The organism is Agromyces sp. H66 (assembly GCF_004959775.1).
GTDB lineage: Bacteria > Actinomycetota > Actinomycetes > Actinomycetales > Microbacteriaceae > Agromyces.
In genome coordinates, this window is record NZ_SJZG01000013.1 from 1 (window position 1) to 12209 (window position 12209).

The window sequence follows — 12209 nt, forward strand, 5'->3', positions numbered from 1 at the left end:
GGCCGGCAACCGGTCACCGCCGAACGACTGCCGCCCGGCCGTCGCGGTGCCGACCGCGATCAGCTTCGCCGCGTCGCTACGGGATGCCCCGGTCGATGCGGCGATCATCCGCACCGGGTTGTGGAACCCCTGCACCCTGGCAAGGCCCGCCTCACCCGACTCCCGGCTCGACCGGGTCGACACCTCGGCGGCGACGCGGGCGAGGAGCGCCTCGGCATCACGGCGCACCCGGGCGAGCGCGTCCGTCACCCGAACCAGCCCCGCATCGCTCATCTGCTCGACCTCGACCTGCGTGGCACCCCCTGCCGCCCCGAACCCCGGCAACGCGCCGGCCCATGCCGCGCGCAACGCCGCGACGTCACGCTCGAGGGAGTGCAGGGGCTGTTCCATGACTCCATCCTGCACCGACCCACCGACATTCCTGCGAGCCACGAAATCACCACTGATCAGGCATATCCCCTGTGGGCAACTCTGCACGCGACCCGCCTGTGGAGGACAAGTCCGGGGCGAGTCGAGAAGTAGGGGCGACGGTTCGGCAAATGACGAGGGAGGAGGGCGAGGGAGGAGGGCGAGGGAGGAGGGCGAGGGAGGGGGGCGAGGGAGGTGGGCGAGGGAGGTGGGCGAGGGAGGTGGGCAAGGGAGGTGGGCAAGAGAGAGGAGGGCTAGAGCGAGGAGGGCGAGCGGTGGGAGCGGGGTGCGACAGCCGCCGGTGTGCAGGGCACATGCCCCCGAGCCTCGGTGAGCCAGTTCGGGTCCTTCTCCCCGCGTGCCGTCGCGCCGGCGCCGCACTCGGGTACCGTGGCGCGCATGCAGACGTCGATCGATGCCGCAGAGACGCCGCCCGAGACCGCACGGCGGCTCATCGAGCAGAACGACTACCTGACGCTCGCCACCGCCGATCGCGACGGGCGCCCGTGGGCGAGCCCCGTGTGGTTCGCGGCGCGCGACCTGGCGGAGTTCTTCTGGATATCACGACCGGGGCGGCGGCACTCGCGGAACATCGAGGGACGATCCGAGGTGTCCCTCGTGGTCTTCGATTCGACGGCGCCCGTCGGCCGGGCCGAGGCGGTGTACGTGGAGGCGGTCGCCCGACAGGTCGACGACGTCGACCTCGCCGCCGGGCTCGCGATCTATGGCGCGCGCTCGGCGGCGCGGGGCCTCTCCGTCTGGGATGAATCGGCGGTCAGGGATGATGCACCGCACCGGCTCTACGTGGCGCGGGCGACCGCCGTGTTCGTGCTCGACGAGACCGAGAACCGGGTCAGCGTCGCGCTGACGTGATCGGTGCCCGAGCTCGCGGATGTGCGGACGCGGATGGTCACACCCCATTCACCGTCCGTGCGATGCGCCGCAGGTACTGCTCACGGTCGAGCGGATTCTCGCCGATGCGGGTACGTTCGGGCGGCACGCCGTGCACGGGCTCGTCGCCGTCGGGCTCCGACCGCAGTGCGCCCTCGCCGCGCGTGAGCCCGTGCAGCGCAGCGCGCAGCGGGTCGAGTCGTCGCGGCGGAACGCGACCGGCGATCACGGCCGTGAACCGATGCTCGTCGGTCGACATCGGCGCGGCTCGAGGCGGGTGATCGCGGAGAGCACCGAGCCGACGACGTCGATCGGAACCTCGAGATCGAAGCGGTGCATCGGCTCGCAGACCACGGTGCCGGCACGGGTGAGCGCGTCCATCACGACGAGCGGAGTGAGGGCGCGAAAGTCCGCCCCGGTGCTCGACATCGCCTTCGAGAAGCGCTGGTGGGCGTGACTCTGCCGGGGCGAGTACCCCGAGTGCGTCATCGTGACGACGCAGTCGGGCACGTCCCAGCCGAGGAGTCCCTGCTCGAGCGTCGTTCGAACCGTGTGCTCGGTCGCGGCGAAGAAGGCGGGCGGCATCGTCCCGGGTTCGACTCCGAGGCGGAACACGACGCCGCTGCCGGGCGGGGCGGGTTCGATGCGCAGGCCGACGGTCGCGAGGAAGGGGTTGCCGCCGGTCTTGTTGTATTCCACGGCTTCGCCGACACCGGCGAGCCGCTCGACGCGCACGACCGTCGACTCGCGGAAGGCGACTACGAGTCCGTCGCGCTCGGCGAGCATCGCCTGGATCACCTCCTTCTGCACCTCTCCTGTGAGCATGACGGTGATCTCGCCGCGCGCGTCGTCCTGCCGCAGGTCGATGAACGGGTCCCGCTCGGCGAGGTCGGCGAGCGCTGAGAAGGCCGCGCCCGCGTGCGCCGGAGTGAACTCCACGACTGACTGCAGCATCGGCCGCGCCAGTCCCGCCGGCGCGGCGCTCTGCGAGTGCGCGCCGATGGCGGCGCCGATCTTCGCGTCGTCGATCCCTCGGACGAGCGCGATGCGGCCCGCGGGCGAGGCATCCGTCTCGACGACCGTGCCGTTCTCGAACGAGCGGATGCCGGTGATCTTGACGCCGTCGCGGCCCGCCACGATGACCCGGTCGCGCACTCGCCGGGTGCCGGCGCGCACATGCACGAACACCTGGCGGTCGCCGTGGTCGTCGCGGTCGATCTCGTTCACGAAGAGGATGACGGGCAGGCCGAGCCGTTGGAGGGTGCGCATGAGCACGACGGTCTGCGCCTGCACGCCTTCGACGGCCGACACGACGAGCGCTGCGCCGTCGAGCACCGCGAGTGCGCGCTCGACTTCGGCGACGAAGTCGGAGTGGCCCGGAGTGTCGATCAGGTTGACGGCGACGGCGGGCTGCGGCCGTCGCCGGGCAGCACGAATGACACGACCGACGAGCGGATCGTGATGCCCTGACGCCGCTCGAGGTCGAGCGAGTCGGTGACGGTCGTCCCGTGATCGACGCTGCCGGGGTGGTCGAGCACGCCGACCTCGGCGAGGAGTCGCTCAGTGAGTGAGGTCTTGCCGGCATCGACGTTCGCGACGATGCCGAGATTGAGGGTACGACGAGCAACGACATCACCCGTCTGGTGGTGCAACCGGAAGAGGCCTGCGAGGAGTGAGGATGGCGCCGCTGCCTCTCATGAGGATGACACCGGCTGCCTCTCAACCGACAACCGATCGAATCGACGAGCGATCCACTCGCTCACCGGCACCCATAGGATCGAAGGCATGGCCGGGTTCTGGGGCAAGCGCAAGCGCGACGAGCAGGAACTGCAGGGACAGCAGGCCCACGATGCCGACCTGGCGAAGCGGGCCGGCACGGCCCTGGTCGCCGCCGACGAGCGCATCCGGCTCACCGTCGACGAGCTCGTCTTCGCCGAGGCCGAACTCGGGTACGAGGCGACGGCGGAGTTGCGCGTCGCGCTCGACTCGGTGCGCCGGCACCTGGGCGAGGCGTTCCGGCTGAACCAGCTCAATCACGACGAGATCCCCGACTCCGCCGAGGAGCTGCGTACCCGCAACGCGCGCATCGTGCAGCTGTGCGACTGGGCCGAGGATGTGCTCGACGAGCGCACGTCCGCGCTCGCAGAGAAGATCGCGCGGGCGCGTCGGGCTCCCGAGATCATCGCCGGCGTCAGGGCGGATGCCGCGCGGTTGCGCGCTCGCATCCCGCACGCCCGCGAGACCGTCGACCGGCTCGGCGTGCGCTACGCGCCGGCGGCGCTCGCGCAGGTGGAGTCCAATCCGGCGGAGGCCGAGCAGCTGCTCGGGTTCGCCGAGCACAGCGCCGGCGTCGCCGAGCGACGGCGGGAGGCGGGGCAGCGCGAGCAGGCCAACCTCGCGCTCGAGGCATCCACCGAGGCGGTGCGGCGCGCGGCGACCCTCCTCGACGCGGTGGAGACGTTCGAGATCGAGGCGCTGCGGGCCGAGTCCACGCTGGCGGCGATCGTCGAGGACTCCCGCGGCGATCTCGTCGCCGCGCTCAAGGAGCCGCAGTCGCCCGCCGTCGGCAGGGCGATGGCCGAGTTGCAGCGGGCGCTCGCGAGCCTGCCGCCGGTCGGCATCAACACCGACCCGTTCACGCAGCTGGACCGGCTGCGCGAGGCGAATGCGGGGCTGGATGCCGCGATCGCGGCGGCCCGCGAGCGCGCGGCGCGTCCGATCCCACCGCTCGAGCACGTGCGCCACGCCATCGACGATGCCGACCGGCAGCTCGCCGTCGCGCGCGACGTCATCGCCGGCCACCGCGGCTGGATCGGCGCCGACGCCCGCACCCGGCTGGCCGAGTCCGAACGGGTCAGGGCCGATCTCGACCGCTACCTCGGCATGTCCGCGGCGGCCGCGACGGTCATCGACGAGGACCACCGCGAGCAGGCGATGGCGATGGCCCGGCGTGCGGCGCACCTCGCGGGGGAGGCGCTGCACCTGGCGCGGCGCGACATCGACTCGTCGCGGCCGCAGGATCCCGGGCAGTGGGGCGGCCCGGGCTGGGGCGGCGGGCGCCGCGGCGGCGGCTCCGACGTCATGGGCGGCATCCTCGGCGGCCTCGTCATCGGGAGCATCCTCGACGGGATCTTCGACTGACCACGGCGGGCGGATGTCGCGCCGCTCACACCTCGATGCACTCGACGCCGGGCAGGTCGCCGAATCGCGCTGCCCGGTCGGTGGTGAGAATGACGCGCTTCGTCGCGACGGCGGTGGCGGCGATGACCAGGTCGTGGGCGCCACGCTTCCTGCCGTCGCGGCTCACGTGAGCGAGGAGCCTGCCATGCGCCTCGGCGGTCGCAAGGTCGTATGGCTCCACCGGCAGGGTCTCGAGTACCCGCACCAGGAACTCGGTGCGCCGTTGACGATGTTCGGGGGAGGCGAGCTCGATGCCGGTTCGCAGTTCGGCGACGCTGATCGCGGCGATGACCACGTCGTCGTCGGCCGAGAGTGCGTCGGATGTCTCACGCCGCTGACGTTCGGTCGCGACGAGCACACCGGTATCGAGGATCAGTCGGCGGGCCATGTGGGCTCGGTGAGTTCGACGGCCTCGCGCGCCGCGGCGACGTCGCTCGCGAACTCGTCGTCGACGGGTGCGTCGGCGAGGAGCGCCACGACCTCGGACCCGTTGCTGAAGTCGGCCGGTCCGACCGTGGCGATGCGCCTGCCGCCGCGCGTGATGATGATCGTCTCGCCGCCTTCGGCCGCGTCGAGGAGCGCGGCGAACGCCCTGCTCGCATCCGTGGCGGTCATCGTGCGCATGGAATCAGATTATCAGATTTCTTCAAGGCGAGCGGCCGGTCGTCTCCTACGGCGCATTCGTGAACGTCGCGTTCGGATAGAGGAAGCTCGGCGCCACCTCCAGTGTCAGCGCGCTCGGGTCGTCGAGCGACCAGGCGGCCCGCCAGCTCACCGACCCGCCCGGCTCGATCACGACGGCCGGGGGAATGCCCACATCGTCACCGGGCTCGAGGAGGTCGTTGCCGAGGTCGAAGATCTGGCTCACCTCCTGCTCGCCCGACGAGACCGTCGGGAGCGGCAGCGGCTGCAGGTCCTCCGCCGAGTCGTTCGTGATCGTCAGCGTGAACACGACGTGGTTCGCCTGCGACGCGCCGACCGCGAAGTCGCTCGGAATGTACGGCTCGGGCGCCGAGACCGTGATCGCGACGCCGTCATCCCAGGTCATCGTCTCGCCGAATGCGAGCGGCCCGGCATCGGGGTCGGCGCCCGGGGCATCCTCACCCGGGGCATCCTCACCCGGCAGCGGCAGCACCGGGACATCCGGAATCGCATCGTCGATCTCGTCGACCACGGTGCCGAGCGACGCGATGAGCGACGTGACGAGCACCACGATGCCGACGACCACGGCGATGATCGACACGATGAGCCCGGTCACCGCCGGCCACTTCGCGCCGCGCAGGAACAGCCCGATGAGCGAGAGCACGAACGCGACGGGCACGAGGATCCACGCGAAGCCGCTCACGGCGGGGATCAACGTGACCACGAGCCCTGCGATCGCGACCACGAGTGCGATGATGCCCACCGCGTTCGGTCCGGGGTTCGACGGTTCGGTGAACGGATGTCCCGGCAGCGCGGTGGGCGAGGGTGCGGCGTAGCGCTGCGTCGGCGGCTCCGGGTAGCCGCCGGCGGCCGCGTACGGACCGCCGGCCGCCCCGTACGGCACGGTTGGCGCGTACGGCGAGGTCGTGTCGTACGGCACCGAGCCCGCGGCATCCGACCCCCGCGACCCCCACACGAACGGAATCGTCGGATGCTCGTCGCCGGTCGCCAGCACCGCGGTCGGCGTCGAATCGGGATCGGCCGGTGTCGACGCCGCGGTCTCGGATGCGGGCGCCAGGTACTGCGCCCACGCGTCGCCGTCCCAGTACCACCGCGCGCCGGACCTGTCTTCGTACCACCCAGCGGGCGCCCTCGTCGGGTCGCTCATACTTCGATGGTGACAGAGCCGGCGCGCCGCGGAGTGTCGTTGACCGAATCGTGATCAGCCCTGGCGTGCGAGCTGCGCCAGTACCGCCTCAGCGAGCGCGATCGCGGTGTCGCGGTCGGTGCCCGTGACGTTGTACCAGTCGTTGCCGACCGCGAGGTCGATCGCGCAGCTGTCGCCGTACGGCTCGACGTTGCATCGGATGACCGCTGCATCGTCGGCTCCCAGCCCGGTCAGCTCGACCGGAGATGTGGTACCGGCCTGCAGCATCCGCTCGAACGCCCAGCGACCGTCGTTCACCCAGTCCACGCCGGCCACGAGGTCGACATCCGAGACCGACCACAGACATCCGACGTCTCCGGCGGTCTGGCGGGCCTCCGCCCATGCGCTCCAGCCGCCAGCGGCGCGCTGGGGTTCGGCGTCGGGTGACGCGGTGATGGACCGAACGGTGTCGAGCGGAAGCACGGCCTCGCAATCCTCAGCCGGCGGCGTGCCCAACTGCTCGGGAGCGGAGGGGGCCGCGGCAGGGCTCGCCGCGTTCACGGCTTCGGTGACCGCGTCGGAGAACGGCTGCCAGGCCGAGACGTTCAGGGCTGTCGGGCCACCGAACGCCTCGATGACGACCCAGGCATCGCCGACCTCGACAGTGCTCGAGCACATGCCGCCGAATTCGTCGCATCCGCTCCAGTCCCCCGGCATCCCGCCGCCCACGGCCGGCTCGCTCCATCCCGCGGCGGGCCGGGGTACGACCGCGATGATGACGCCGGTGTACGCCGGAGCTGCGCCGTACTGGCTGTTGTACGCCTCGCCGTTCGACCACTGGCACACCGTGCCGCCGACGGAGAGGATCGAGGTGACCCTCGGGATCGCGATGCCCACACCCGATGCGGTGACGATCGGGTCGGCGGCCGCGACATCCGTGGTGAAGAGGTCCGACACCAGCGCGGGGTCGACCAGCGTCTCGCACGTGAGTCCGTAGCGCGATTCGGGCATGCCGGGCACCACGGGGTCCTCGGTGGGAGGCGGCGTCGGGGTCGGGCTCGGGCTGGTGACCGGCTTCGGCGACGTCGTCGCCGCGGGATCCATCGAGTACTGCCCGAGGGGCGCGACACCGAAGACGAACGCGGCTCCGACGGCGACGCCGGCGAGCAGCGCTGCCGCGAGCACGCCGCCGACGATTCGGTCGGTTCGCGACGTGCGCTTGGCAGGCGCCGGCTCGCGCGCCGCCTGCTCGAGCACGTTGCGCTTCATCGACACGAGCATGCGGGTCAGCTCGTCGCCTGCGGGAGGTTCAGACCTCATCGAGGGTCACCGCCTTCTTCAATCGGGCCCGGCTTCGGGACACGCGTTGCTTCACCGCGCCGACGCTGAGGCCGAGCTGCTTCGCCGCCTCCGCGTAGGGCGCGCCGTCGATCAGGCACATCTCGCAGATGCGTCGATCGATCGGATCGAGGCGCTCGATCTCGTCGAGCACCCAGCGCAGGTCATCTCGTGCGGACTCGGCCTCGTGGTAGTCGCGCAGCGCGTCGCCGCGGTTCGTCGAGGTCTCGTCGAGCTCGTCGGCCTGATGCCGTGCCGCCCTGCGTGCGGCGTTGCGGCCCAGGTTGCGGCAGGTGACCAGCAGCCAAGGCAGTAGGGATGCCTCGGCGATCGTGATCTCCGACGACCTGCGCCACATCGTCACGAACGTGTCCTGCACGAGCTCCTCGACGTCCATCCGGCTCGTCGCGATCGCCCATGCGTACCTCGTCACCGCCGGCGCATGCCGATCGAACACGACCGACAGCGCTCGTTGATCACCGACGGCCAATCGTTCCAGCAGATCGGCGTCGGTCCCTCCGCTCTCGTCCACGCGCACCTCCTCACTGTAGAAATGTCTGGAAATGCGGAAAGGTCACGCAGCGACGAGAGTTCGCTGGGCGGCCGGGCAGCTGGGTGGCCGGGGGTGACGGATGTCGCGGCTCGCGCTCGCTGGCCGGGTTCAGGGCCCTCCCGATCGTGGGCATCCTCATGCAGCCGACCGGGTGGTGGGTAGCGTGAATCGGGTTCGTCCGCCGGGTCGGGGTGTTCGTTGGGGGTCGATGTGTGGTGGTGGGATGAACCAGACGTCGGTGCGGGTGGCGTGGATGTCCCATCCTTCGCGGTGTATTCCGTGGTGGCAGAACGAGCACAGCATGACCCCGTTCGAAAGGTCGGTGGGGCCGGTGTCGCGTTCCCACCAGTTGATGTGGTGGGCGTCGACGTAGGCGATGTTCTGGCCACAGGACGCGCAGCCGCCGTCGCGTTCGGCGAGGGCGAGTCGTTGCGCCTTGCTGAACAGGCGGGCGGCCCTTCCGAGGTCGAGGGGGAGGCTGTCGCCGCCGAAGACGGCGGGGATGAGTTCGGCGTCGGCGGACATGCGGCGGGCGGTGGCGGCAGAGATGGGTTGGTCGATGCCGTCGATGCGGGCGTGCCCGAGGCCGTCGATGAGGGTGTCGTGGTCGAGGCGGACCACGACCGTGGTCTTCGCGAGCGGGGTGAGGGTCTGCTCGCAGCCCAAGGAGTGCCGGGCGATGGCGGCGAGCGCGTCGGCCTGGATCTGCGGGATCGTGCGCGGGTCGTCGACGACCGGACCTTGATCGCTGCCGACCGGTGTGGCGCCGCCGCCGACCGGGACGGCGGCGCCGGCGCCCCGCTCTCGGCGGCGCAGCACGTCGCCCACGAGCGCCTCGATCGCGGTCTTGATGGGCGCGGCGGTCTCGGGATCGAGGCGCGCCCGCAAATGCACCATGCCCGCAGCGTCTTCGCGCATCGTGAGCATGCGTTCGCCGCGGAGCAGTTCTTCGCGTGGTTCGACGCCGTCCTGGTCGAGCCTCGCCTCGGCTTCACGCACCCCGCGGAGGAGCAGGTCGAGCGGCACCCGCCCGGCGAGGTCGGCGAGGACCTGCTCGGTGGTGTCGGCCAGCCCAGGATCGGCACGCACCCGCACCCGGTCGAGCATCCCGGTGATCGCGGAGGCCGCGTCCACACCGATGCGCCCGGATTCGAGGGCGGCGGCGACGTGCGGATACCGGGCCGGCAACCGGTCACCGCCGAACGACTGCCGCCCGGCGGTCGCGGTGCCGACCGCGATCAGCTTCGCCGCATCAGATCGAGACGCCCCGGTCGAGGCGGCGATCATCCGCACCGGGTTGTGGAACCCCTGCACCCGAGCCAGGCTCGACTCACCCGACTCCCGGCTCGACCGGGTCGACACCTCGGCGGCGACGCGGGCGAGCAGCGCCTCGGCATCACGTCGCACCCGCGCGAGCGCGTCCGTCACCCGAACCAGGCCCGCATCGCTCATCTGCTCGACCTCGACCTGCGTCACCCCGCCGATCGCACCGAACGCCGGCATCGCCCCGGCCCACGCCGCACGCAACGCCGCGACATCACGCTCGAGGGAGTGCAGGGGCTGTTCCATGACTCCATCCTGCACCGACCCACCGACATTCGATCCGCACGGAAAGCGCCACTGATCAGGTAAATGTCCCGTGGAAAACTCCGGCCGCGGCGTCCCTGTGGAGGACAAGTGACGATGGATCCGCCGAGATGGCCGCCCTTGGGTCGAACCTCGAGGCGTTCCTCGATCTCGTTCACGTCCTGGTGCCGGCTCGGCTGGAGAGCACGCTCGCTGCGGGCCGAGGTCGAGTGACTCCATTTCCGGTCACTCGACCACTACTTCGGTCACCAGTTGTCTAGCGGCCCTGTTCATCGAAGGTCGACGCCGTACGCCGCGAAGTGCGGATCCGCGGTGAGCACCGTGAGCTGCTCCGCGATCGCCTGGGCGATGAGCATTCGGTCGAACGGGTCGCGATGATGCCATGGCAGGGATCGGAGCACCTCGGCGTGGCGCGACTCGAACGTCAGCTCGTCGAAGCCGCCGGCTTCGAGCGTCGGCAGCAGGTCGTCGGGCGCATCGAGCTTGCCGAGCGAGGTCTTGATCGCGATCTCGGCGACCGTCATCGCCGAAACCAGTACGATGTTCGACGCGTCGGCGATGAGGGCGCGATGGTCGTCGCCGAGCCGTCGGTCGTCGGCGAGCCACCAGAGCAGGACCTGGGTGTCGAGCAGCAGCCTCATTCGTCGAACCAGGCCGCCGCGTCATCCGCCGTGAACGCGTCGAAATCGGGCGCGATGGCGATTCGTCCCTTCCAGGCGCCCGGCTGCCGCGTCGAACGTTCGGGTGCGAACGGCACGAGTCTCGCGACCGGGCGCCCGCTGCGACTGATGACGATGCGCTCGCCTCCTTCGACGCGCGCGATCAGCCGCGAGAACTCGGTCTTCGCCTGGTAGATGTTGACGCTCTCTTCACCCGTCGCCATATCTCCATCGTACTTGACCAGACTTGACCTAGCCAACGGTGGGATCGTCCGCAACGCCGAACTCGTTCCTGAACCCGAACCGATCCTCCGGCTTCGTGGCACGTCGCCAGCCGTCGTATTGGGGCGGTCGCGTGATCTCGAACTTCGGCAGGTCGGGCTGGTAGTAGTCGCGGAAGCTGTGCATCGGCCCAGTCGAGTGCCAACTCGTCGGATCGAGTTGGTAGTGACCGATGTGATGGATGCCGCGGCTCTCGCTCACTCGCTCGAGCTCGCTCGTGATCGAGTTTCCGTCGTCGTCGGCCCACCAGTCGTGTGTGTCGAGTTCGGCAACCTGCTCGATCGTCGCGAAGTACCGGATGTAGTCCTCGTCGACCAGGTCGACGATCTGCTCGGCGCTGGTGGAGAGGTCGCCGTTGAACCGCTCGGTGACGACCCGCGTGAAGTAGTAGCCGAGGTCGCGATCCATGCCCACGACGAACAGGCGCCGGGACCTCGGGTCGCTCCAGTTCATGCGCGCCGAGGTGAGTTGAACGAAGTCCCAGCCGGAATCGATGATCATGCGTCGACCGTACGGTCGAGGCGCACCAGGGGGACGGGCCGACCGACGTCGGGGGAGCTACTCGGAGGGCTGCGGCGATGGGGAGGACGAGTGCGCAACGGGAGGATGTCCCCTTGTCCGGGGTCGCCGGTCAGTTGAACAGTTCGACCCGGCAACCGACCCCCGGTGCGCGTGCGAGTCGCGCGTCGCGGGTGAGCAGCGTTGCGTCGACGAGTTCGGCCAGTGCGACATACGCGGCGTCGTAGCTCGAGAGGTTCGCCCTGAGGCTCCAGGCGCGTGCAGAGATCGTCGCCCAGTCCCAGACTTCGACCGCCAGGGCGCTGAAATCGTCGAATGCCTGCTCGGCGTCGGCCGCGCTGAGACGGCCGGCGAGGCTGAGCCGTCGCAACACGTTGGCGACCTCGTAGGGCAACACGCTCGGTGCGATGAGCTGCGCGCCGCTCACGAGCTCGTGCTCGCCCGCCTCCGCGTCGAGCAGCAGGGCGGTCATGGAGGATGCGTCGACGACGAGCTGCCGTGGCTGCGACCTCATCGAATCAGCGCCGGTCTGCGTCGCGCGCGTCGAGGATCTCTGCGGTCGTGACTCGTGGATAGCCGCGCGCGTGCTCTCGGAGGCGCGCGAGGGTGTCGTCGGGCGACGGCGTGCTCGCGATGCGGGCGAGCTCGGCGGTCAGGTACTCCTGCAGCGATCGGCCGGAGCGCTTGGCGCGTGCCGCGAGTTCGTCCCGCACGTCGTCGGGAACGGCGCGAATCGTGATGTTCACCGGCATCCCTTCACGGTACCGCAAGATGCTTGCAGAGTGCATGCACTCTGGAGGACCAGTCGAGGAGCCTGCGGCGCTCGGGACATCCGCCATTGACCACCCTCGCGCGCACCCGCTAGTGTTCGAAGGCTGCGCACCCGCGCAGCGACCCCGGTGACCTGCACGAGGAAGGACGAGCCGTGTATCTGCAGCGCACGAATCGACCGTCCTTCATCGAGCCCGCGAAGCGCCGCCAGCGCGAAAGCATTCGCGATCTC

Annotated in this window: 16 protein-coding genes and 1 pseudogene; 2 read left to right on the forward strand and 15 right to left on the reverse strand. The window is 70.3% G+C overall.

Features of this window, described 5'->3' with window-relative positions:
• Positions 1-390: pseudogene (locus tag EZM51_RS17395) on the reverse strand (hypothetical protein); the annotation flags it as partial.
• A 417-nt stretch (positions 391-807) separates the two neighbouring features.
• Here EZM51_RS17395 and EZM51_RS17400 point away from each other — a divergent pair.
• Positions 808-1281, forward strand: a complete 474-nt coding sequence (locus tag EZM51_RS17400) for a pyridoxamine 5'-phosphate oxidase family protein (RefSeq protein WP_136709583.1) — start codon at positions 808-810, stop codon at positions 1279-1281.
• A 37-nt stretch (positions 1282-1318) separates the two neighbouring features.
• Here EZM51_RS17400 and EZM51_RS21150 read toward each other — a convergent pair whose 3' ends face one another.
• From EZM51_RS21150 to EZM51_RS21285, 3 genes are read right to left on the reverse strand one after another with little or no spacing between them, the layout of a single operon-like run.
• Positions 1319-1558, reverse strand: a complete 240-nt coding sequence (locus tag EZM51_RS21150) for a hypothetical protein (protein ID WP_136709584.1) — start codon at positions 1556-1558, stop codon at positions 1319-1321.
• A complete protein-coding gene (locus tag EZM51_RS21280; RefSeq protein ID WP_349236074.1) occupies positions 1525-2736 on the reverse strand; it encodes a GTP-binding protein in 1212 nt (403 codons plus the stop codon). Before EZM51_RS21280 ends, EZM51_RS21150 begins: the two co-directional genes overlap by 34 nt.
• A complete protein-coding gene (locus EZM51_RS21285; RefSeq protein ID WP_282568153.1) occupies positions 2688-2951 on the reverse strand; it encodes a GTP-binding protein in 264 nt (87 codons plus the stop codon). Before EZM51_RS21285 ends, EZM51_RS21280 begins: the two co-directional genes overlap by 49 nt.
• Positions 2952-3084: 133 nt before the next feature.
• Here EZM51_RS21285 and EZM51_RS17415 point away from each other — a divergent pair, with 133 nt between their 5' ends.
• Positions 3085-4440, forward strand: a complete 1356-nt coding sequence (locus tag EZM51_RS17415; RefSeq protein ID WP_136709585.1) for a hypothetical protein — start codon at positions 3085-3087, stop codon at positions 4438-4440.
• Positions 4441-4465: 25 nt separating this feature from the next.
• Here the strand turns inward: EZM51_RS17415 and EZM51_RS17420 are convergent, their stop codons facing one another.
• The 11 genes from EZM51_RS17420 to EZM51_RS17470 form a co-directional block, all read right to left on the reverse strand.
• Positions 4466-4867: a PIN domain-containing protein gene (locus EZM51_RS17420; RefSeq protein ID WP_136709586.1), complete on the reverse strand. Its 402-nt coding sequence runs from the start codon at positions 4865-4867 to the stop codon at positions 4466-4468.
• On the reverse strand, positions 4852-5103 hold the full coding sequence (locus tag EZM51_RS17425; RefSeq protein WP_136709587.1) for a type II toxin-antitoxin system prevent-host-death family antitoxin: 252 nt from the start codon (positions 5101-5103) through the stop codon (positions 4852-4854). Before EZM51_RS17425 ends, EZM51_RS17420 begins: the two co-directional genes overlap by 16 nt.
• 46 nt (positions 5104-5149) lie before the next feature.
• A complete protein-coding gene (locus EZM51_RS17430) occupies positions 5150-6289 on the reverse strand; it encodes a hypothetical protein (protein WP_136709588.1) in 1140 nt (379 codons plus the stop codon).
• A gap of 54 nt (positions 6290-6343) precedes the next feature.
• On the reverse strand, positions 6344-7588 hold the full coding sequence (locus EZM51_RS17435) for a hypothetical protein (RefSeq protein ID WP_136709589.1): 1245 nt from the start codon (positions 7586-7588) through the stop codon (positions 6344-6346).
• The gene (locus EZM51_RS17440) at positions 7578-8138 is read right to left on the reverse strand and encodes an RNA polymerase sigma factor (protein ID WP_136709590.1); all 561 of its coding nucleotides are present in this window, start codon (positions 8136-8138) and stop codon (positions 7578-7580) included. Before EZM51_RS17440 ends, EZM51_RS17435 begins: the two co-directional genes overlap by 11 nt.
• A gap of 156 nt (positions 8139-8294) precedes the next feature.
• A complete protein-coding gene (locus tag EZM51_RS17445; protein WP_169053965.1) occupies positions 8295-9728 on the reverse strand; it encodes an HNH endonuclease signature motif containing protein in 1434 nt (477 codons plus the stop codon).
• Positions 9729-10015: 287 nt separating this feature from the next.
• On the reverse strand, positions 10016-10387 hold the full coding sequence (locus tag EZM51_RS17450) for a type II toxin-antitoxin system VapC family toxin (RefSeq protein WP_136709592.1): 372 nt from the start codon (positions 10385-10387) through the stop codon (positions 10016-10018).
• The gene (locus EZM51_RS17455) at positions 10384-10629 is read right to left on the reverse strand and encodes a type II toxin-antitoxin system prevent-host-death family antitoxin (protein WP_136709593.1); all 246 of its coding nucleotides are present in this window, start codon (positions 10627-10629) and stop codon (positions 10384-10386) included. Before EZM51_RS17455 ends, EZM51_RS17450 begins: the two co-directional genes overlap by 4 nt.
• Before the next feature lie 28 nt (positions 10630-10657).
• The gene (locus tag EZM51_RS17460; protein WP_136709594.1) at positions 10658-11188 is read right to left on the reverse strand and encodes a hypothetical protein; all 531 of its coding nucleotides are present in this window, start codon (positions 11186-11188) and stop codon (positions 10658-10660) included.
• A 130-nt stretch (positions 11189-11318) separates the two neighbouring features.
• A complete protein-coding gene (locus EZM51_RS17465) occupies positions 11319-11720 on the reverse strand; it encodes a type II toxin-antitoxin system VapC family toxin (protein ID WP_136709595.1) in 402 nt (133 codons plus the stop codon).
• Positions 11721-11724: 4 nt separating this feature from the next.
• The gene (locus EZM51_RS17470; protein WP_136709596.1) at positions 11725-11958 is read right to left on the reverse strand and encodes a hypothetical protein; all 234 of its coding nucleotides are present in this window, start codon (positions 11956-11958) and stop codon (positions 11725-11727) included.
• Positions 11959-12209: the final 251 nt, after the last annotated feature.